The organism is Amycolatopsis sp. NPDC023774, from assembly GCF_040639695.1.
Lineage (GTDB): Bacteria > Actinomycetota > Actinomycetes > Mycobacteriales > Pseudonocardiaceae > Amycolatopsis.
Window position 1 is genome coordinate 239,990 of sequence record NZ_JBFAAJ010000008.1, and the last position, 19,245, is coordinate 259,234.

The window sequence follows — 19,245 nt, forward strand, 5'->3', positions numbered from 1 at the left end:
CGCGCGGTCCGCGGCGGCGTTCCACAGTGGATTCGGGCCCGCTCGGGGTTCTTGACACACGCGGTTTTGCCCGACCATGCTCGCGTCCGGGCTTGGTGCCCCTCGACAGTGGGAGGCACGGCGGGCCATGACGGTTCTCGGGTGGCTGCGAAGCCGGGACAACAACCTCTCGGCGCTGCGCCGCACGGGCCGGGCCGCGATCATCCTGCCGTCGCTGTTCGCGGTCGGGAACCTGGTGCTGGGCAACGCGCTGACGGGCCTGTTCGCGTCCGTCGGCTCGGTGGCGCTGCTGCTGTTCGTCGACTTCGGCGGGCCGATCCGCGACCGCGTGTTCGCCCAGGGCGCGCTCGTGCTCGCCGGCGGCTTGCTGATCTCGCTGGGCACGCTGGTGTCGCGGGTCGTCTGGCTCGCGGCGGTGACCACGGTCGTGGTGGCGTTCGTGGTCCTGTTCGCCGCCGTGGTGAGCTCCGTGATCGCGAGTGCGACGACATCGCTGCTCGTGTCGTTCATCCTGCCCGCGACGCTGCCCGGCTCGCTCGCCACGCTGCCCGACCGGCTGCTCGGCTGGGGTATGGCCGGGGTTGTGTCGATGGCCGCCATCGCCGTGCTGTGGCCCTCGCCGGTGCGCAACCCGCTGCGGATCGCGACGGCCCGCGCCTGTGCGTTGCTGGCGCAGCGGCTGCGGACCGAGGTCGAGTGCGTGCGCTGCGGGTTCCTGCCGAACGTGGTGGCGCAGGTCGACGACGTCGTCGCGGAGTCGAGTGCCGCCGTCGCCGCGTTGCGCGACTCGTTCTTCGGGACACCGTACCGCCCGACGGGGCTGACGACCTCGACGCGCACGCTCGTGCGGCTCATCGACGAGGTCGTGTGGCTCGAGGAGATCCTGGCGCGGATGCCCGTCGCGGAAGGCCACGGCGCCACCACGGCGGCGGTGTCGGAGGTCAAGCTGGCCGCCGCCGTGCTGCTCGACCACGGCGCAGGCCTGTTGAAGGCGGTGGCTTCGGCGCCCGACGACCTGGTGGCCGAGCTCGCGCGGCTGCGGGACGCGCGCGGGGAGATGGAGGCCACCGCGATGTCGGCGCTGCCGGACCCGGACACGGCGGAGTTCGTGACGTCGCTCGAACCGAGTTTCCGCGCGCAGGAGATGAGCTTCGCGATCTCGGCGATCGCGCAGAACATCGAGCTGACCGTGGCGGCGCGACGGCGGACCTGGTGGGAGCACCTGATCGGGCGGCGGCCGGACGGTGCGGGTTCGGCGTTGTCGTCGATGCAGGAACGGACGGGCGCGCACGTCGCGTGGAACTCGGTGACGCTGCACAACAGCGTGCGCGGCGGCATCGCGCTCGGGGCGGCCGTGCTTATCGCGGCGCTGACCGGCGTGGAGCACTCGTTCTGGGTTGCGTTCGGCACGATGGCGGTACTGCGGTCCAACGCGCTGAGCACTGGCCAGAGCGCGGTGCGGGCGCTGCTCGGCACGGTCGCGGGGATCGTGGTCGGCAGCGTGCTGATCCTGCTGCTCGGCCACGACACGACGGTGTTCTGGGCGTTGCTGCCGATCGCGGTGGTGTTCACCGGGCTCGCGCCCGCCGTGATCTCGTTCGCGGCCGGGCAGGCCGGGTTCACGGTCGTGCTGTTGCTGCTGTTCTCCCTGATCCAGCCGGCGGGGCTGCGGATCGGGCTGGTGCGGGTGGAGGACGTGGCGATCGGGTGCGCCGTGAGCCTCGTGGTGGGCATCGTGTTCTGGCCGCGCGGCGCCGCGGCCGAGCTGCGGCGCGCCGTCGCGGACGGGCTCGCCGACAGCGCCCGCTACCTGCGCGGCGCCGTCGAGTACGGCGTTAGCCGCTGCGATGCGCTGGTCCCCGCGACCGCCGAGCCCGGCGAGGAGAACCGCCGCGCCGCCGCCGCGGCCCGGCGCCTCGACGACGCGTTCCGCGTCTTCCTCACCGAGCGCGGCCCGAAGCACGTGGCCCTGGCCGACGTCGCGGCGATGATCACGGCCGTCGCGGTGCTGCGCTTGACCGCGGAAGCCGTGCTGGATCTGTGGCGCCGCGAGGCCGGCGGTCCCGTCGGCGACCGCACCGCCGCGCGCGCCGAGGTCCTCGCCGCGAGCGACGAACTGGCCCGCTGGTACGAAGCCACGGCCGACGCCCTCACCGGATCCGGCGTCGTCCCGCCCCTGATGTCCCGCGACCCGGCCGCCGACGCGCGCCTCCTGACGGCCGTCCACCGCGACCTCTCCGGCGACGACCACCAGGGCACCGCGACCGCCGTGAAGATGATCTGGACCGCCGACCACCTCGACGCGGCCCGCCGCCTGCAGCCCACCCTGGTCGGCCCGGTGACGGCGGCGGCGCGGCATTCGTCGCTGCTGAGCTGAGCCGCGGCTTCAGGGCGCGTAGCCCGCGCCGGCCGGCGTTCGGCGACCGCGCACAGCTCGTCGCGGCTGAGCCGAGGAGCGCTACTCCGTCGCCTTCCCCACCAGCGTCGTGAGTCCCTTGCCCAACGCGGCGAGCGCCGCGGCGCTGGCGTCACCCAGGTTGTGGCGCTCGGCGAGCCACGCGGCGTCGTTGTAGGTGACGTGGACGGCGCCCTGGTCGTCTTCCCAGGCGAGCGCCTTCAGGGGCAGGTCGAGGCCGCTCGTGGGGCCATCGGCGAGCAGCGGGGTGCCGCCGCGGCCATGGCCGAACACGAGCAGTTGCATGGGCCGCAGCTCGAGGCCCGCGGCGACCGCGTTGGCCGCGTGGTCGATGCGCGTGAACACGATCAGCCCCGCGTTCTCGGCCAGCTCCACGAGCCGGTCCACGGTCTCCCCCACCGGTCGGCTGCTCGCGACCGTCACCAGGCCTTCTCCCGCCATCACCACTCCCTCGTCCACGCCGGGTTCCCGCCTGGACGCTACTCCCCCGCGTTATTCCCGATCGGGCGGGAAACCCCGGCTTTCCCAATGGCTGGTTCCGGCTGCCGCACCCGCGTGTCCCGGCGCACACTGCGAAGGCAGGCCGAGCGGAAAGGACGCGCACATGGCAGGTGGACCCTTGCTCGCCGTCGCCCTGGAGGGGGCCGGCTGGCACCCGGCGGCGTGGCGGGAGCCGGCGGCACGGCCCGCCGAGCTGCTGACGGCCGGGTACTGGACCGGCTTGGTGCAGGAGGCCGAAGCGGCGAAGCTGGACTTCGTCACCTTCGAAGACTTCCTGTCCCTGCGCACCGACGCGCGCGGCCCGTTCGAGGACCGCACCGACGTCGTCCAGGGCCGGCTCGACGCGGTGCTCATCGCTTCGCGCGTGGCACCGCTGACCTCGCGCATCGGCCTGGTGCCGACGGCCGTCGTCACCCACACGGAGCCGTTCCACCTGTCGAAGGCCATCGCGACACTCGACTACGTCAGCGGCGGCCGCGCGGGGGTGCGCGTGCAGGTGTCGCGCCACGAGGAGGAGTACCGCAACTTCGGCCGTCGCGAACCGGCCGACGCCGCGGACCTGTTCGACGAGGCCGCGGACTACGTCGAGGTGCTGCGCCGGCTCTGGGACAGCTGGGAGGACGACGCGGAGATCCGCGACGTCGCCACCGGCCGGTTCGTCGACCGCGAGAAACTGCACTACATCGACTTCGAGGGCCGCTGGTTCTCGGTGAAGGGCCCGTCCATCACGCCGCGGCCGCCGCAGGGCCAGCCACCCGTCGCCGCCCTGGCGCAAAACAAGCGTGCCTACCGGCTGGCCGACAAGGCCGCCGACCTCGTGTACGTGACACCGCAGGACCGGGCGGACGTCGCGAAGATCCGGTCCGCCGTGGACGAGCGCCTGCGCGTGTTCGCCGACCTCGTGGTGTTCCTCGACGACAAGCCGGGCGCCGCCGCCGACCGCAAGGCGCGCCTCGACGACGTCGCCGGGGCCGAGTACACCTCCGACGCGCACGTCTTCACCGGCACGCCCGCCGAGCTCGCCGACCTGCTGCTCGACTGGCACGCCGCCGGCCTGACCGGGTTCCGCCTGCGGCCGGGCGCGCTGCCCGACGACCTCATCGCCGTCACGCGCGGCCTCGTGCCCGAACTGCGCGGGCGCGGCGCGTTCCGCCACGACTACGAAGCCGCCACGCTGCGGGGCCTGCTCGGCCTGCCCCGCCCGGCGAACCGCTACGCCGCCTGAGGAGGGACCCGATGACCGAGCCGAAGCAGATCCACCTCGCGGCGCACTTCCCAGGCGTCAACAACACCACCGTGTGGAGCGACCCGGAGGCGGGCAGCCACATCGAGTTCAGCTCGTTTGTGAAGCTCGCGCAGACGGCCGAGCGTGCCAAGTTCGACTTCTTCTTCCTTGCCGAAGGCCTGCGGCTGCGCGAGCAGAACGGCCTCATCTACGACCTCGACGTCGTCGGGCGCCCGGACACCTTCACCGTGCTCTCGGCGCTGGCCGCCGTCACCGAGCGGGTGGGGCTCGCGGGCACGATCAACTCGACGTTCAACGAGCCGTTCGAGGTGGCACGCCAGTTCGCGTCGCTGGACCACCTGTCGGCGGGGCGCGCGGCCTGGAACGTCGTGACGTCGTGGGACGCCTTCACCGGCGAGAACTTCCGCCGCGGCGGCTTCCTGCCGCAGGACCAGCGGTACTCGCGGGCCGAGACGTTCCTGCGCACGGCCTGGGAGCTGTTCGACTCCTGGCGCGGCGACGAGGTGCTCGCGGACAAGGCGAGCGGCCGGTTCCTCGCCGACGCCCACGCAGGCGCGTTCTCCCACCACGACCGGCACTTCACCATCGACGGCCGGTTCCCCGTGCCGCGCGCGCCGCAGGGCCGGCCGGTGACGATCCAGGCCGGCGACTCCGACGAGGGGCGCGAGTTCGCCGCCGCCACGGCCGACGCGATCTTCAGCCGCTACGGCACGCTCGAAACGGGCCAGCCGTTCTACCGCGACGTGAAGGGCCGCCTCGCGAAGTACGGCCGCACGCCCGACCAGCTCGTGATCATGCCCGCCGCGACCTTCGTCCTCGGCGACACCGACGCCGACGCCCACGAGAAGGCCCACGAGGTCCGCCTGCAGCAGGTCAGCGAGCAGACTGCGATCAAGTTCCTCGAACAGCTCTGGAACACCGACCTGTCCGAGCACGACCCGAACGGCCCGCTGCCCGACTTCGATCCGGTCGTCGGGGCGGACCTGATCTCGAAGGGCCGCGCCAGCGTGCGGATGTACCGCGATCCGCTGGCGACGGCGAAGGAGTGGCGCCAGCTCGCGGAAGTCAAGAACCTGACCGCGCGCGAGGTCGTCATCGAGGTGACGGGGCGCCAGACGTTCATCGGCTCCCCGGCGACCGTCGCGGCCGCCATCAACGACCTCGTGCAGAACGACGCCGCCGACGGCTTCATCCTGGTGCCCCACGTGACGCCGGGCGGGCTCGACGAGTTCGCGGACACCGTGGTGCCGCTCCTGCAGGACCGCGGGGTGTTCCGGACGGAGTACTCGCGGACGACGCTGCGGGATCACCTGGGGCTTTCGCTGCCCTGACGCCGCAGGTGTGCCGACCGTCCGGTCCGGGTAACCCACCGCCATGCCGACGACCCGCGCGGACGGCGCCGCACCGCCCGACACCGCCGACCTCACCCGCCTGAGCCGCGCGGCCGCGGACTGCACGGGGTGCGGACTGTACCGCGCCGCCACCCAGACAGTGTTCGGCGAGGGGCCGCGCCGGGCCGAGATCCTCATCGCCGGCGAACAGCCCGGCGACCAGGAAGACCGGCAGGGCCGGCCGTTCGTCGGCCCGGCGGGAAGGCTCCTCGACGAGGCGCTCGCCGAAGTCGGCTTCGAGCGCGAAGCCTTGTACGTCACCAATGTGGTGAAGCACTTCAAGTTCACCGAACGCGGCAAACGGCGGATCCACGAGAAGCCGTCGCGCACGGAGGTCGTCGCGTGCCGGCCGTGGCTGGTCGCCGAGCTGCGCGCCGTGCGGCCGCGATTGCTGCTCCTGCTGGGGGCCACCGCGGCCCAGTCGGTGTACGGCACGGCGTTCCGGATCACGCGGCAGCGCGGCGAACCCTTGGCGCCACCCGACGAACTCGCCGGTCTCTTCGGGGTCGCTGTCGCCACCGTGCACCCGTCGGCGGTGCTGCGCGCGCCCGACCGGGAGACGGCACGGACCGTGTTCGTCGCGGATCTGCGGGCCGCCCGCGAGAGGTGAGAACCGGCGCCCGACCGGGTAGCCGAGGGTCATGACAGACGAAACTCTGGTGGTGATCGGCAGCGGCCCGGCGGGGGTCTCCGCCGCGCGGGCGTACCGCGAAGCAGGCGGAAGGGGCCGTGTGCGGCTGTTCTCCGCCGATCCAGCCCCGCCGTATGCGCGGCCGCCGCTGTCGAAGGACTTCCTCCGTGGCGACGCCGATGAGCAGGATCTCGCGCTCGACGGTCCGGGAGACGACGTCGAGCTGTGCCTCGGCGACCCCGTCACCGAGCTCGGTGAGCACGAGATCCGTACGGCTTCCGGGACTGTGCAGGGGTTCACGCAGTGCGTCCTGGCCACCGGCGCCGAACCGGTCCGGCCGCCGGTGCCGGGGGCCGACCACCCGGAGGTCCGCGTCCTGCGTTCCCTGACCAGCTCCCGGGAACTGCGGGCGGCGGCCGACGGTGCCCGCAGTGCGGTGGTGGTCGGCGCCGGATTCATCGGGTGTGAGGCCGCGGTCTCGTTGGCCCGGCTCGGGCTCCAGGTCACCGTGCTGTGCCCCGACTCAGTGCCGCAGGAGCAGCGGCTCGGGCGCGACGCCGGCGAGCTGATCCTGCGCTGGCTCAAAGCCGACGGCGTCAGCGTGCTGCGCGGAACCCGGCTCGACGCCGTGAGCGAAGGACACCGCATCCACACGGAACTCGTCCCGGCGCTCGACACCGACGTGCTGCTGATGGCCACCGGCGTCCGGCCGCGCGTCGAGCTCGCCGAGAAGGCCGGCCTGGCGGTGGAGAACGGCCGCGTGCGCACCGACGAGCACCTGCGCACCAGCCGCCCGCACGTCTACGCGGCGGGCGACCTCGCGTTCGCCCACAACCCCGCTGCCGGCCGCGCACTCGCGGTCGAGCACTGGGGTGAGGGCCTCGCGATGGGCGAGGTCGCGGGCCGTTCCGCCGCCGGCGAAGACGCGGCGTGGGACGCGGTTCCCGGCTTCTGGTCGGAAATCGGCGACGAGGTGCTCAAGTACGCCGCGTGGGGCGACGGCTTCGACGCCGCCCGGCCGGTGTCGCGCGACGGCGGCTTCACAGTCTGGTACGAGCGCGACGGCAAGGCGGTCGGCGTCCTCACCCACAACGCCGACGAGGACTACGAACGCGGCAGCGACCTGATCCGCAACCACCGGCCCGTGCCGCCGCACTGACGTCTGAGCTCGCGTCCGCGAACCGACTTCCGCAGCGATCGGACGCACACCCGAAGTCAGGAACGCAGCCGTGCCACGATTCCCAGCCAAGCCTTCGCGCCGGCCAGGTCGTGGTGAACCTGCAGCACGCGGTCGAGCCCGAGCATCCGCAGCGGACGCAGCACCGCGAGCCGGCCGGTGACGATCGCGTAGGGCACCGCCGCGGAGCGGGCGGCCTCGTGGGCCCGGACGAGGGTGCTGATGCCGTCGGACGAGCAGAAAGTGACCTCACGCAGGTCGATGAGCAGCACGCGGGGCCCGAGTTCGAGCTCCACGGCCAGCTGCTCGGCGAGCCGGCCGGCGATCGTCGCGTCGACATCGCCGCGGACCACCACGGTCGTGTCCTCGGCGGTGGTGACCACGACGACGACCGGCGGGTTCGCGGGGTCCTCCGGGAGCGGTTCCGCCACGGCAGGCCTCCCTCCACGCATCGGCGGAGACACCCGGTGCGCGGGCCCGGCCGGTCTCCGGAGTCCTCGGCACGGGCCGGGACGACGGCAGACGGCTTCTGGTTGAACCGCGATCACCGGAGCCTACGCCGGTCGCGCCCGGGCCGGCGGCCGAGGTTGAGGCTCGCGCACGCCGGGGTACCCGACCGATATGAAGAAGACGCTGTACAAACCGTTGAACTTCGCCGTCAGCGCGCTCGGCGGTCTGGTCGCCGGCCAGGTCTTCAAGCTGCTGTGGCAGCGGATCGCCGGCGAGGACGAGGCCCCGAACGCGACGGACAAGCACCGCGACTGGCAGGAGATCCTCATCGCCGCGACCGTGCAGGGCGCGATCTTCGGCGCGGTCAAGGCCGCCGCCGAGCGCGCCGGCGCCGTCGGCTATGAGAAGGCCAGCGGCCAATGGCCCGGCGACGACTGACCGGCGGGAGCGGCCGTCGCCGACGAACGACCCACTCCAGAACCCGACCACGTGGCCGCCGACGAGGACGCGAGCGGCAACCGTCCGCCACCTCCGTGGCGGTAACGCCTGACCGGACGACCGCGGTGGCAGGGGCCGGGCTCCGCGCCATCGGACGACGAGGCCGGCGCGGTCCGTCGGCCGCCGGTTCGGGATCGGGGCGGCGCGGTGTGAACGCGGTTCACCGACGCATCCGCACTCCCTGTTCACCATCGTCCACATCGGACGCTCATCGGCCCGGGATCACCGGAATCCGCCGGTCTTTCGGGTGGCGGGACGCGTCGGGCACCTTCGGGTCATCGTCGAGTTGGCGGATACCCGCGCGGCGCGGCCGGCCTGCCGTGCCGGGGTCGACGGGTGAGCGGCCGGATACGCAACCCCTCACCTTCCGGGTGAAGCGGAGTCGCGTTTGCTTGCCGCGGGGGCGGGTATCCGGAATCGTTGTGGGGCAAAGAGAACGGAGGCAACCATGACCATGGCCGACCAGGAGATCCGACAACAGCCGGATGCGGACGCCGAAATCGCGCCGCGCGCCGCCGAGCTGCCCGGGCAGAACCGCTGGGAAGCCGGCAACGAGATCCGGATCGCCGCGCTGCGCGCCGGACGCGAATGGCAGCAGCCGGAAACCGACTGACCTGCCGTTTTTCGACCCTCCCCGTCCCCAAGCACTGCCGATAGGAGCGGCCTACCGACCTGACTTGTGCCCTCGGCGTGCCGGCATCGACCCGTGCACGAGACGGGCAGAACCGGCCTGGTGCCGCGCCGGGCGGGCGGTGCTCGCCACCGCCTGCCAAGACCGTGGCGGCCGCCCACGAAGCGGCCGCACCGGCTCATCGAGGTCGACTCGACTTCGCACCCGGCTGCGCGGCCCGGCTGATCGGCACTGGGCACCCCCGACCCGCGGTGGCAACGAAGTCCTGGGGCTGCCGCCCGGATCGGCCGCTGACTGACCGCGACACACGACCAGCGGCCCATCGACCTTCTGCCCCGCCGGGCTCGACCCCGCCGTCGCCGATCTGGCAGTTCCGCCCATCCAGCCGCGGCCCGCCACCGTGGCACATCGACTCGGCAGTCCTCAATAGACTGACGGCGTGGATCCGCGGGTCCGCGCGACTTCGGTCGCCAGCCGGCGGCTGAACGTCAGGACGCGAACTGCTGCCCACCGTCGATGTCGTACGTGGCGCCCGTCAGTGCCGTGTTGGTCATGAGGTGCACGGCGAGCGCACCGACGTCCTCTGGGGTGACGACGCGGCCGATGGGCAGCGTGGCGCGCAGTTCGGCGCGGCGGCCGTCCAGGCCCTCACCCAGCAGGGACGCGGACAGCGGCGTGTCGACGAACCCCGCGGCGATCAGGTTCACGCGGACCGGCGCGATCTCGAGGGCCAGCGTCGCCGCGAACGGGGGCAGCGCGGCGGTGGCCGAGGACACGATGCCGAGGGCGCGGTTCACCCGCCGGCCGCCGGTGCCGCCCATCAGGACGAGCGACCCGCCCGGCGGCATCTTCGGGGCGGCGTTGCGGGCGGCTTCGAGGCCGACCATGAGATGGTCGCTCAACGCGTCGCGGATCTCCGCCGCGGACATCGCCAATAGCGGCCCGTAGTGCGGCGCCCCCGCGGTGATCATGACGTGGTCGACCGCGGGCAGGCCCCGGAAGAACGCGGCCATCGCCGCGGGATCGGTCGCGTCGAAGGCCGCGGTGTCCTGCGCGCCGACGTCGGCCGCGGCCTTCTCGAGCTTCTCCGGATCGCGCCCGGTGAGCACGACCTGCGCGCCCTCGGCCCGGGCGAGCCGCGCGGTCTCCAGGCCGATCCCCGCACTGCCCCCGATGACGACGACGGTCTGGCCCGCCAGACCCCGCCGGCGCTCGACGTCCGACATCCGTCCTCCGTGATCGAGAAACACCCTCAGAGCGGCAGTTCCGTGCCTGCCTGCTCCGCCACCATGTATCGGCTGTACCACTCCGGCCAGTTCGCGTCCGCCTGGCCGGTGCGTTTCTCGTGCTCGCCGTGCGCCACCGACGCGCGGCGCATGGCGTCGGCCAGGTCGCTCACCGACGCGAACGACGTCTCCGCCGCGTCGATCCGCCCGGGCAGCCGCGTGGTGACCTCCTGCAGCTGCCACTGGTTCCCGTCGGGATCGGCGAACGTGGCCTGCGACCGGTAGCTGGTGCGATCCGGGTCCAGCCCGGGCTCCGGCCCGTCCGGGCCGAAGTGGAAGATCTCGCTCACGTCCACGCCGGCTGCGATCAGCGCGGCGCGCGTCGCCTCGATATCAGAGACGACCACGAAGCCCTTCGCGGACCCGGGTTTCACGTCCGTGAGGTTGGCCCCGAACTGCACCGAGCACGGCGACCCGTGCGGGGTCAGCTGCACGACCCACGGGGGCGTCTCGTCCAGCCGCCAGCCGATTCCCGTGTAGAACGCCTCGGCTCGCTCGACATCCGCGACCGGGACCACGAGCACCTCGACTTTCATGTCGACGTTCTCGAGCCCGCCCTCCGACGTGGTCATCCCGGCCTCCCGTGGCAACGCAGGCGCCCCAGCGTAGCCGTTGCGCCCCGAAACGAGCCCGGCGTTGAAAATCTCCCCACCGATCGGGTTCGCCCGCCGCTCAACCACGGTTGAGCAAACGCGGCACAACACCCCAGAACACGACGAAGAGCAAAAACGCGAAGCCGGCGACACCGAACATCGCCGCCGCGCCGTAGACGACCTTCGCGATGAGCGCGACTGTCACCGTGATGGCCAATGCCAGGCACACGAGCCCGACGACCACCACGCGGTTGCCCACGGTCAGGATGTTCTCGCGGCTGCCCGTCCGGAACAGCAGCCGGTGCCACGCCGCGGGTGCGGTGAGCAGCGCGGTCGCCGCCACCGCGAGCACGACGGCGGCCATGTGCAGGCCTTTCTCGAAGCCGCTCGCGTCGCGGAACTGCGAGGTGAAGACCACCGAAAGGAGGAAGCCGAACAGGATCTGCACCCCGGCCTGGGCCACACGCAGCTCCTGGAGGAGCTCGTTCACGTTCCGCCTGAGCTTTTCGTCGTGGGTTTCGCCGGTGTGCTCCGTCACCCGTCCGAGTCTAAGCACGACTGGCGAAGACAGCAGCGCTTCGCCCGCTGTGCCGAGGTTTCACCCGCGCGCGAGCGGGTACACCAACTTCAGGCGCGGCACGCGGTCCCAACCTGGCCGCGCCGACGGGGCGTCGCCGGTCCACGAGGTCGGCGACGCCCTTCCACTTGCCCGGCAAGCCTGGGACCGGACTGTCCTCATCGGACTTCGGCGATATCCTCCCCGCCGCGGCGGGGATTCACGCCGGGGTAGCGAGAGCGAATTCCCGCCGCGGGTCAGGCTTCGCGGGTCGCGGCCAGGCCTCCAGGTCGACCGTCACGCCGTAACACGTCGAGCGCCTCCCGCACCGAGAGCAGCTCGTCACGGACGTCGCGCAGCACCGCCTCGACCGGACGGTCCACAGGGGAACCGTGCCCACCGCCGCCCGCCGTGCGGAGGGCGACCGTCGGGGCACCGGCGTCGAACGGCAACGCCCCCAACCGGGCCGATGTCTCGGCCACCGGCACGGCAGCGCCGTCCATCCGTGCCTCGGTCGGCCGGGCCGCTAAGCCACCGGCCAGGCCGAACGGCGGATGGCTCTGCTGGTGGCACCCCGCCGCCAAGGTGAGGCCGTTCCCGGTCCGCGGCGGCCGCAGCGTCACCACCTGCCCGTGCCCACCCCGGAACCGGCTCGCACCGGCCGTGCCCGGTGCGAGCTCAGCACGCCCGCGACGAACGGCCGACGCCAGCCGCCGGAGGCGTAGAAGTCCTCGTCGAGGCGGAACAGCAGCACCACCAAGGTCGCGACAGCCCGAAGCACAGCACGATGTTCACGTACAGACCGCGTTTCGCCGCCGCGAAGCCCTGCACCAAGCGGCACAGCGTGAGCAGCAGCGGTGCGGCGAAGCCGATCGTCGCGTACGGCGGGATTACGCCGATGAGCGCGGTGGACAGTCCCATGAGGACCGGCGAAACGGCCAGCGCGGTGCGGCGGCCGTGGCGGTCGCCGACGCGGCCCATCACCACTCCACAGATCGGACGGGCGAAGAACGACACGCCGTAGATCGCCAGCGTGCCGAGCAACGCCGCGGTGGGGTTGTCGCCGGGAAGAACTGGGTGGCGATGATCGGGGTCGACAGTTCTAGATCGCGAAGTCGAACCACTCCACGAAGGTGCCGACCGACAACGCGAAGGTGGTCTTCGCGGTCATTCTCGCCACTCTGGCCGGCTCGGTGGCGCCGGGGCCGGTGCGTGCCATCGGTTTCATGAGGACTCTCCTGCGGAGGCGGAGGCGGAGGCGGCCGCGCCGACGGCGTTTCGGTAGCCCGCCGTGGTCGCGAGGGCCACGTACTCGTCGAGTGCGCCGGTGGCGTTGCGCGCCACCGCTTCCTCGTTCCACTGCAGCCGGGCCACGCACTTCTCGCGGAAGATCGTGGCGGCGGCGGCGAGGTCCTCGAACGCGCGGACGAGCGCGTCGAGGACCACCGGTTCCATCACGTTCAGCTCGAGCTCGCCGGCATCGGCGGCCGCGTCGACGGTCGCGGCGGCCCCGCGGACGCGGAAACCCAGCTGCAGCACCAGCTCCGGCACGACGGGGTTGACCTTGCCGGGCATGATCGAGGAGCCCGCCTGCAGCTCCGGCAGCCGCACCTCGCCGAGGCCGCCGACCGGGCCGGACGAGAGCAGCCGCAGGTCGCGGGCGATCTTGCCGAGCACACCGGAAGCGCGGACGAGCGCGGCCGCGACGGCGGCGTAGGCGTCGAGGTGGGCCAGGGCGTCGAAGTAGTCCTCGGCGGGTATCACGGCGCGTCCGGACAGCTCGGCGAGGTGGCGTACGGCCAGCTCCGCGTAGCCGGCGGGGCTGCCGATGCCGGTGCCGACGGCGGTGGCGCCGAGCGGAACTTCCGACAGAGCCGCCACGGCTTGATCCAGGGCGTCGCGCGTGCGGCGGATCGCGTGGGCGTGGCCGTGGTGGGTCTGGGCGACGGTGAGCACCACGGCGTTCCGCAGACAGGTCCGGCCGAGGCGCACGAGCGCGCCCTGGTCGGCCGCGAGCCCGTCGAAGGCGTCGGCGAGGCAGCTCAGCGCCGTCGTGACGGGTTCGGCCAGCTCCGTCAGCGCGAGCGCCATCGCGGTGGGATAAGTGTCGTTCGTGGACTGCGACCGGTTGACGTGGTCGTTGGGGTGCACCGAAAGCGGCTCGCCCGACTCGCGCAGCAGCTGCTCGGCGCGAGCGGCGAGGACCTCGTTCACGTTCATGTTGGTCGAGGTCCCGCCGCCGCCCTGCACGAGCGTGAGCGGGAACTGGGCTCCGTGGTGCCCCGCGCCGACCTCGTCCGCGGCGTGGGCAATGGCGTCGGCCCGGACGCGGTCGAGCGCGCCGAGCTCCGCGTTGGCGCGGGCGGCGGCGGCCTTGACCTGGGCGTACGCGGTGAGGAACGCCGGCACGTCGGCCAGGCGCCGGCCATGCGCCGGGAGGTGGGCGAGCGCCTTGCGGGTCTGCTCTCCGAACAGGGCGGCCCCGGCAGGGGCGGTGATGGACATGGCCGGGGAGTCTGCGGTCCGGCGCCCGGTCGAAGCCAACGGTGTTGCCACGAGAGCACACTGAATCGTCTCAGTGTGCTTTGGCGACTACTTGTGTAGCTTCCACAGCACCACTACCGTCGCGGTATGGCCGAGAACTCCGACACCTCGACCGTCGGCCGCGTGGCCGCCGTGCTGCGCACCCTCGGCGAGGACGAGCGCCGCCCCGAGCTGTCCGGGGCCGAGATCGCCCGCCGCGTGGGCCGTGAGCGCAGCCAGATCTCGCGGATGCTCAAGGCGCTGGCCGCCCACGGGCTCGTCGAGCAGAACCCCGAGACGCGCGGGTACCGGCTCGGCTGGCAGCTGCACGTGCTCGCGGCACGTGCCGGCGACCAGCGCCTGCTCGGCAGCGGCTCGGCCGTGCTGCGCGCGGTGGTCGTCGAGACGGGCGAAAGCGCACTGCTGTCGATCCTGCAGGGCGACCAGTCGTTCACCATCCTGCGCGAGCGTTCGCCGCACACCGTGCAGGCCGGGGGCTGGGTCGGGCGGACCTCGCCCCTGCACGTGACCGCGTCGGGCCGCGCGCTGATCCTCGACCACGAGGACGACGACATCCGCGCGCTGCTCGCCCGCACGCCGCCGGGCGAGTTCGGCCCGCGCGCGCTGCGCAGCGTGGCCGAGGTGCTCGAACGGCTGCACCACGAGCGGCAGGAGGGCTGCACCGTGGCGATCGACGAGCTGGAGGGCGGCCTGCTGTCGGTCGGCGCGCCCGTGCGGGACGCGACGGGGCGGATCATCGCGTCGCTCAACGTGTCCGCGCCGACAAGCCGGGCACTGGACCGCCTGACCGAGCTCAGCGCGACGACCAAGGTCGCCGCACGCCGGCTGAGCGCCGTCATGAACCGGGCGTCCTAAGATCGTGCTCTCAGAGCATCACCACGTGACGGCACATCCACCACACGCCTAGACTCGACGGTGATTCCACTGTGGACGTTCGAGGAGCGCTTTTCATGACCGAAGGAGTGGCCCTGCACCACGACGCCGTGGTCGCGGACGCGCACAACGACCTGCTCATGCTCTGCTCGCGCTACCCCGCCGACCGGCAGGCCGGGTACTTCCGCCGCGTCTGGCTGCCGCAGCTGCGCGCCGGCGGCGTCGACCTCCAGGTGCTGCCGGTGTTCCTCGAACCCGAGTTCCGTCCCGAAGGCGCGCTGCGCCAGACGCTGCGCATGATCGAGACCGCTTGGCGCGTCGAAGCCGGCAACCGCGATGCCGTCCGGATGTGCCTCACCGGCGACGACATCCGCGAAACCCTCGCCGACGGCCGGATCGCGCTCGTCCTCGCGCTGGAAGGCTGCGAAGCCGTCGGCCTCGACGTCGGCCTGTTCGAGACCCTGCACCGGCTCGGCGTGCGAATGGCGTCCTTAACACACTTCGGGCGCACGATGCTCGCGGACGGCTCGGCCGAGGACGATACGGGTGGCCGCCTCACGAGTGCGGGCGTGGACGCCGTGGTGGTGTGCGAGGAGCTGGGCATCATGCTCGACGTCTCCCACCTCGGCGCCACGTCCACCGACCACCTGCTGGAGCTCGCCACCAGGCCGCTGGTCGCGTCGCACTCCTCGGCCTTCGCGGTGCGCCCCCACCACCGCAACCTCACCGACGCGCGCCTGCGCGCGATCGCCGACGCCGGCGGGGTCGTGGGGATCAACGTCCTGGCCCAGTTCGTCGACGAGCACGAGCACACCGCCGCCCGCGTCGCCGACCACATCGAGCACGCCGCGGACGTCGTCGGCGTCGCCCACGTCGGCCTCGGCCCCGACTTCATCAAGGAGGTCTCCGACAGCCTCCGCCGCACCGACGAACGCTCCTGGGACGATCGCACGGCCCGCGAGTTCGTGCTCGGCCTCGAAGGACCCGCCGGGCTCCCCCGCATCACCGCCGAGCTCCACCGCCGCGGCTGGCCCGAGCCCGACGTCCGCCAAGTGCTCGGGCTCAGCTTCCACGACTTGTTCCTCAAGGAGCTCGGAGTTCCGGGAGCCGCACGCTAGCCGGCTTCGGACCGTCCACTGTGGTCAGCGGTGTCGCCGAGCAGCTGCCGCGTCTCGTCCCACAGGCGCGTCGGCATCACGGTCGAACACTTCAGTTTCTCCGACCAGATACGCCAGCGCCAAAGCGTCCGGCAATCGGCCACTGACGGCGTGGCAGGCTAGGCCGGGGCGGGAGGTTCGGCTTGGCCCGCGAGCCAGGCGCGCAGCCGGGCTTTTTCCACTTTGCCCATGGGGTTGCGCGGTAACGCGTCCACGCGCTCCACCCGAGTGGGCCAGTACCATGCGGTCATGCCGAGATCGGACAAGTAGGAGCGCACGTCGCGCAGGCTGATCGGCGCGGTGCTCACGATCACCGCGCATCCTTCGGTGTTGTCGCGGTGTCCGACAATCGCGACGTCAGTGAGGTCGGGATGGGCGCGCAGTGCATTCTCGACATCGGCCACCGGGATCATCAGTGCGCCGCCGACCCGGTCCGAAGCCCGTCCGATCAGCCGATAGCCGCCCCTGCCGTCCACGACAGCCAAGTCTCCGGTGTCGTACCAGCCCTCGTCGTGCTCGGCGAGCACCCGCACCGTCCCGGTGTCGCGTCCCATGGTTGCCAGACACACCGAACCGCCCCGGATCATCAGCCGGCCCGGGTTCTCCTCGCTGACCGGACCGTCGGCAACCACGGCGCGTAGCTCGACCTCAGTGCCGACGCCCGCCCGGCCGATGCTCCGCGCGGCCCAGTCCGGCGGGTCCTCGGGCCCCGTGTGAATACTCCCCCCTTCGGTCATCCCCCATTGCGCCCGCGGCGCCAAGCCCAGCACGTCGACCGTTTCCGTCACCAACTCGAGCGAGGCCACGGTGCCGGCTACGGTGACCTCGCGCAGCCGCGGCAGCCGGATGCCTTTCTCCCGCACCATGGCGAGCAGCTCGCTCAGGAATGAGGGCACCAGCATCAACTCCTCGAGGCCGGTCTCGGCCAGCAGCTGCGCGACGCGGTGGGCCTGCCAGCGGTCGACCAGCAAGGTAGCGCCACCGGCGACCAGCGACACCGAGGCACACAACAGCCCGACCGCGTGCATCAACGACTGGGGTGTGTAACGGCGCGACGGTGTCCCGTCCCGGCGTGCCAGTTTGGCTGAGATCTGGGCGTACAGAGTGTTCAGAGTTCTCAGTGCCGCCTTGGGCTCGCCGGTGGTACCAGAGGTGAACAACACCACGGCCACCGCGTCGGGATCGGTCGCATGCGGTGCCGGCGCCGGGTGCGGCTGCTCCTGGAAGAACTGGACGAAGTCGATCTCGTCGTCTTTGACCACGTCGCCGAGCACCACCCGGTGGCGCAGCGCCGGCAGCCGAGGCGCCATCTCGGCCACCGTGGAGGCGAGCTCGTAGCCGTCCCAGCGGTCAGTGGTGATGAACACGCTGGCCTCCACCCGGGCCAACATCCGCTCCAGCTCGCGGCCCCGAATGGTGGTCATCACCGAGGCCAACACCGCGCCGCGACGCCAGCAGGCCACCGCCAGCGCCAGCGCCTGCCACCAGTTGGGTAGCTGGACGGATACCACGTCACCCGCGCCGATCCCCAGCTCGGCCAGCGCCGCCGCAAATCGTTCGACCCAGCCGGCCAGCTCCCGGTAAGACAACGTGACCAATCCGTCTTCCTGGCGAAACGCCAAGACCGCTACGGCGTCGGGAGTTTGCTCGGCCCACCGGAACACGTCGTCGACCAGACTTTCCGCGCGCCACACTCCCGACGATCGGTGCCGCTCGATGACCCCTTTGGACGGCCGAACCGAAAACGCGCTCATCCACCTCACCGATCTGTCTGGCTCACAATCCGAAGTCGGCACTGCCCCCTGCCTATCAACAACGGGTGGATACCGCAGCCGGTAGTGATCACCGCGACAGGCGGCTCCCGCCGGCTGGGGACGTTCGGGCACCCGATTGTCCGCAACGTTTCTGTCCAGCAAGCAAGGTTTTCCGCCAGCAGGACGCCACTCCGCGCCCGTGCAACCACTTTCGCCGGTAGCGACCGGCGACGTTGCCGGTCGAGCACAGTCGCGCCATGGCGTTACCCCCAGCCGCGCGGCGGTCACCACCGCGACCGCGGCATTCGCGGCCTTCGCACGTCGGGGCAGCGGGACTGCGCAGCTCTCGCCTTCACGTGCCGGCACTGTCCGCGCCGCGCTATCCGAGCCGCAACGGCTGGACCTGACCGCGACTTCTTCACATCCCAGGAGCCCACGCCGAAGGAAGGGCCCCATTCTGCGCCATCAGCCGGCCCACCCCACTCGCGGACGCCAGACCAACCAACGCGGCAGCGCGCCCACCACGAGCAGTTTCGAGGCGTTCTGTTGATGGGTGGGTGCGCTGGGGCGCGTTGCGACCGGGTCGACGCAACCTCTCCGTCGCAGGGCGGTGTTGTGCGAACGGAAGCGCTCGCAGCCACTGTCGCGCACCGCGATCGGCGTTCGGTGATACCGCCGTGCAACGCGCGGCAGTCTCGGTCGTCGGCGCCGCTGGCCGAGCTCAACCGCGCCCACTCGATGAGCCGGCAGACCGCGGCCGACGACATCCTCGCCCGGGTGCCCACCCCAGACGAATACGACTTCCTCACGTCGCTGGGCCACGAGCGTGGCCGACAACGACGCGCAGAGCTTCCCGGTGCTTTGACCGCACGTCACCGGCCGGCTGACCGTCGCGCGGATTCTCACGTGAGCGTCCTCGATGACAGGTCGAATGACACGACAGGCTCCGCCCCCGGCATGCGTAGGTCGGGCCCGGCGTCGCTGTTGCGGGACCGGATTCACTCGGCCGCGCTGACCGACGACGGCGCCGACGACGCACCGGCGATCCGGCTGGCGCACGTCGATATCACGCTCCGCGCCACCGCGACGCCGGCCACTCGCGAGGCGGCGGACCTGATCGTCTCCAACGACCGGAGCGAGACGATCGCCGACGCCGAAGGCCGGGCGATGTGCGCGTCGGTCCGCGACGCGCACTCCACCCTTCTCGGCGGCAACCTCGGCGAGTCACCTCACGCTCGGCGCCGGCCTGCTCAGTACCCGAGATGCCCGCAACGCGCGGCAGCTGCTGCTGACCCACGTGCTTCCCGCGATGGCCGACGCCGTCCGCCCGCCGCCGGACGCGAGCGCGGAGGACCTGTGTCAGACCAAGAACGCTTTCAGCCGCTGATCGGCTGCTGCGCCGCAGCGGAAAGAGCACCGGGCAAGCGGACGACCGAACTGGCCGGCACCACGTTGTGGTTGATCCGGAACATGTTGGTCGGGTCGTAGGTCTTCTTGACGGCCGCGAGGCGCTCGTAACGCTCGGGGCCGTAGATCGCAGC

Annotated in this window: 20 protein-coding genes; 9 read left to right on the forward strand and 11 right to left on the reverse strand. The window is 72.0% G+C overall.

Annotated elements, in window-relative coordinates; all coding sequences use genetic code 11:
- The first annotated feature begins 127 nt into the window (after positions 1-127).
- Positions 128-2,377: an FUSC family protein gene (locus AB0F91_RS20150; protein WP_360599173.1), complete on the forward strand. Its 2,250-nt coding sequence runs from the start codon at positions 128-130 to the stop codon at positions 2,375-2,377.
- An 81-nt stretch (positions 2,378-2,458) separates the two neighbouring features.
- Here the strand turns inward: AB0F91_RS20150 and AB0F91_RS20155 are convergent, their stop codons facing one another.
- Positions 2,459-2,875, reverse strand: coding sequence for a DUF302 domain-containing protein (locus AB0F91_RS20155; RefSeq protein ID WP_360599175.1), 417 nt, complete (start codon positions 2,873-2,875; stop codon positions 2,459-2,461).
- A 145-nt stretch (positions 2,876-3,020) separates the two neighbouring features.
- Here AB0F91_RS20155 and AB0F91_RS20160 point away from each other — a divergent pair, with 145 nt between their 5' ends.
- From AB0F91_RS20160 to AB0F91_RS20175, 4 genes are read left to right on the forward strand one after another with little or no spacing between them, the layout of a single operon-like run.
- Positions 3,021-4,142, forward strand: a complete 1,122-nt coding sequence (locus AB0F91_RS20160) for an LLM class flavin-dependent oxidoreductase (protein WP_360599177.1) — start codon at positions 3,021-3,023, stop codon at positions 4,140-4,142.
- An 11-nt stretch (positions 4,143-4,153) separates the two neighbouring features.
- A complete protein-coding gene (locus AB0F91_RS20165) occupies positions 4,154-5,494 on the forward strand; it encodes an NtaA/DmoA family FMN-dependent monooxygenase (RefSeq protein WP_360599179.1) in 1,341 nt (446 codons plus the stop codon).
- Between the two features lie 43 nt (positions 5,495-5,537).
- Positions 5,538-6,164, forward strand: coding sequence for a UdgX family uracil-DNA binding protein (locus AB0F91_RS20170; protein WP_360599181.1), 627 nt, complete (start codon positions 5,538-5,540; stop codon positions 6,162-6,164).
- A gap of 31 nt (positions 6,165-6,195) precedes the next feature.
- The gene (locus AB0F91_RS20175) at positions 6,196-7,344 is read left to right on the forward strand and encodes an FAD-dependent oxidoreductase (protein WP_360599183.1); all 1,149 of its coding nucleotides are present in this window, start codon (positions 6,196-6,198) and stop codon (positions 7,342-7,344) included.
- A 56-nt stretch (positions 7,345-7,400) separates the two neighbouring features.
- Here AB0F91_RS20175 and AB0F91_RS20180 read toward each other — a convergent pair whose 3' ends face one another.
- Positions 7,401-7,793: an STAS domain-containing protein gene (locus AB0F91_RS20180; RefSeq protein ID WP_360599185.1), complete on the reverse strand. Its 393-nt coding sequence runs from the start codon at positions 7,791-7,793 to the stop codon at positions 7,401-7,403.
- Positions 7,794-7,983: 190 nt separating this feature from the next.
- On the opposite strand from AB0F91_RS20180, the gene AB0F91_RS20185 reads away from it, so the two are divergent.
- Positions 7,984-8,250, forward strand: a complete 267-nt coding sequence (locus AB0F91_RS20185) for a DUF4235 domain-containing protein (protein ID WP_360599187.1) — start codon at positions 7,984-7,986, stop codon at positions 8,248-8,250.
- Between the two features lie 508 nt (positions 8,251-8,758).
- A complete protein-coding gene (locus AB0F91_RS20190; protein WP_360599189.1) occupies positions 8,759-8,923 on the forward strand; it encodes a hypothetical protein in 165 nt (54 codons plus the stop codon).
- A 506-nt stretch (positions 8,924-9,429) separates the two neighbouring features.
- Here the strand turns inward: AB0F91_RS20190 and AB0F91_RS20195 are convergent.
- The 7 genes from AB0F91_RS20195 to AB0F91_RS20225 all read right to left on the reverse strand — a co-directional run bounded on the left by AB0F91_RS20195 (position 9,430) and on the right by AB0F91_RS20225 (position 13,881).
- The gene (locus AB0F91_RS20195) at positions 9,430-10,167 is read right to left on the reverse strand and encodes an SDR family oxidoreductase (protein WP_360599191.1); all 738 of its coding nucleotides are present in this window, start codon (positions 10,165-10,167) and stop codon (positions 9,430-9,432) included.
- 26 nt (positions 10,168-10,193) lie between these two features.
- Positions 10,194-10,799: a VOC family protein gene (locus tag AB0F91_RS20200; protein ID WP_360599193.1), complete on the reverse strand. Its 606-nt coding sequence runs from the start codon at positions 10,797-10,799 to the stop codon at positions 10,194-10,196.
- A 100-nt stretch (positions 10,800-10,899) separates the two neighbouring features.
- Positions 10,900-11,358 carry a DUF6328 family protein gene (locus tag AB0F91_RS20205; RefSeq protein ID WP_360599195.1) on the reverse strand — a complete coding sequence of 153 codons (459 nt, stop codon included), beginning with the start codon at positions 11,356-11,358 and terminating at the stop codon, positions 10,900-10,902.
- A gap of 275 nt (positions 11,359-11,633) precedes the next feature.
- Positions 11,634-12,086, reverse strand: coding sequence for a hydantoinase B/oxoprolinase family protein (locus AB0F91_RS20210; RefSeq protein WP_360599227.1), 453 nt, complete (start codon positions 12,084-12,086; stop codon positions 11,634-11,636).
- The gene (locus AB0F91_RS20215) at positions 12,055-12,420 is read right to left on the reverse strand and encodes a hypothetical protein (protein WP_360599197.1); all 366 of its coding nucleotides are present in this window, start codon (positions 12,418-12,420) and stop codon (positions 12,055-12,057) included. Before AB0F91_RS20215 ends, AB0F91_RS20210 begins: the two co-directional genes overlap by 32 nt.
- Positions 12,421-12,478: 58 nt before the next feature.
- Positions 12,479-12,604, reverse strand: coding sequence for a hypothetical protein (locus AB0F91_RS20220; protein WP_360599199.1), 126 nt, complete (start codon positions 12,602-12,604; stop codon positions 12,479-12,481).
- On the reverse strand, positions 12,601-13,881 hold the full coding sequence (locus AB0F91_RS20225; protein ID WP_360599201.1) for a lyase family protein: 1,281 nt from the start codon (positions 13,879-13,881) through the stop codon (positions 12,601-12,603). The genes AB0F91_RS20220 and AB0F91_RS20225 overlap by 4 nt, the downstream gene beginning before the upstream one ends.
- A gap of 126 nt (positions 13,882-14,007) precedes the next feature.
- Here AB0F91_RS20225 and AB0F91_RS20230 point away from each other — a divergent pair, with 126 nt between their 5' ends.
- Both AB0F91_RS20230 and AB0F91_RS20235 read left to right on the forward strand, forming a co-directional pair.
- Positions 14,008-14,775 carry an IclR family transcriptional regulator gene (locus AB0F91_RS20230; protein WP_360599203.1) on the forward strand — a complete coding sequence of 256 codons (768 nt, stop codon included), beginning with the start codon at positions 14,008-14,010 and terminating at the stop codon, positions 14,773-14,775.
- Between the two features lie 95 nt (positions 14,776-14,870).
- Entirely contained in the window at positions 14,871-15,911 is a 1,041-nt protein-coding gene (locus AB0F91_RS20235) for a membrane dipeptidase (RefSeq protein ID WP_360599205.1), read from the forward strand.
- A 158-nt stretch (positions 15,912-16,069) separates the two neighbouring features.
- On the opposite strand, the gene AB0F91_RS20240 is transcribed toward AB0F91_RS20235, so the two are convergent.
- Both AB0F91_RS20240 and AB0F91_RS20245 read right to left on the reverse strand, forming a co-directional pair.
- The gene (locus AB0F91_RS20240) at positions 16,070-17,704 is read right to left on the reverse strand and encodes an AMP-binding protein (protein ID WP_360599207.1); all 1,635 of its coding nucleotides are present in this window, start codon (positions 17,702-17,704) and stop codon (positions 16,070-16,072) included.
- A gap of 1,376 nt (positions 17,705-19,080) precedes the next feature.
- A complete protein-coding gene (locus AB0F91_RS20245; protein ID WP_360599230.1) occupies positions 19,081-19,239 on the reverse strand; it encodes a BBE domain-containing protein in 159 nt (52 codons plus the stop codon).
- Between the last annotated feature and the right edge of the window lie 6 nt (positions 19,240-19,245).

Coding starts and splice junctions, on each gene's coding strand:
- AB0F91_RS20150 (WP_360599173.1), top strand. CDS start 128: ATGACGGTTCTCGGGTGGCTGCGAAGCCGGGACAACAACCTCTCGGCG.
- AB0F91_RS20160 (WP_360599177.1), top strand. CDS start 3,021: ATGGCAGGTGGACCCTTGCTCGCCGTCGCCCTGGAGGGGGCCGGCTGG.
- AB0F91_RS20165 (WP_360599179.1), top strand. CDS start 4,154: ATGACCGAGCCGAAGCAGATCCACCTCGCGGCGCACTTCCCAGGCGTC.
- AB0F91_RS20170 (WP_360599181.1), top strand. CDS start 5,538: ATGCCGACGACCCGCGCGGACGGCGCCGCACCGCCCGACACCGCCGAC.
- AB0F91_RS20175 (WP_360599183.1), top strand. CDS start 6,196: ATGACAGACGAAACTCTGGTGGTGATCGGCAGCGGCCCGGCGGGGGTC.
- AB0F91_RS20185 (WP_360599187.1), top strand. CDS start 7,984: ATGAAGAAGACGCTGTACAAACCGTTGAACTTCGCCGTCAGCGCGCTC.
- AB0F91_RS20190 (WP_360599189.1), top strand. CDS start 8,759: ATGACCATGGCCGACCAGGAGATCCGACAACAGCCGGATGCGGACGCC.
- AB0F91_RS20195 (WP_360599191.1), bottom strand. CDS start 10,167: ATGTCGGACGTCGAGCGCCGGCGGGGTCTGGCGGGCCAGACCGTCGTC.
- AB0F91_RS20200 (WP_360599193.1), bottom strand. CDS start 10,799: ATGACCACGTCGGAGGGCGGGCTCGAGAACGTCGACATGAAAGTCGAG.
- AB0F91_RS20220 (WP_360599199.1), bottom strand. CDS start 12,604: ATGAAACCGATGGCACGCACCGGCCCCGGCGCCACCGAGCCGGCCAGA.
- AB0F91_RS20225 (WP_360599201.1), bottom strand. CDS start 13,881: ATGTCCATCACCGCCCCTGCCGGGGCCGCCCTGTTCGGAGAGCAGACC.
- AB0F91_RS20230 (WP_360599203.1), top strand. CDS start 14,008: ATGGCCGAGAACTCCGACACCTCGACCGTCGGCCGCGTGGCCGCCGTG.
- AB0F91_RS20235 (WP_360599205.1), top strand. CDS start 14,871: ATGACCGAAGGAGTGGCCCTGCACCACGACGCCGTGGTCGCGGACGCG.
- AB0F91_RS20240 (WP_360599207.1), bottom strand. CDS start 17,704: ATGAGCGCGTTTTCGGTTCGGCCGTCCAAAGGGGTCATCGAGCGGCAC.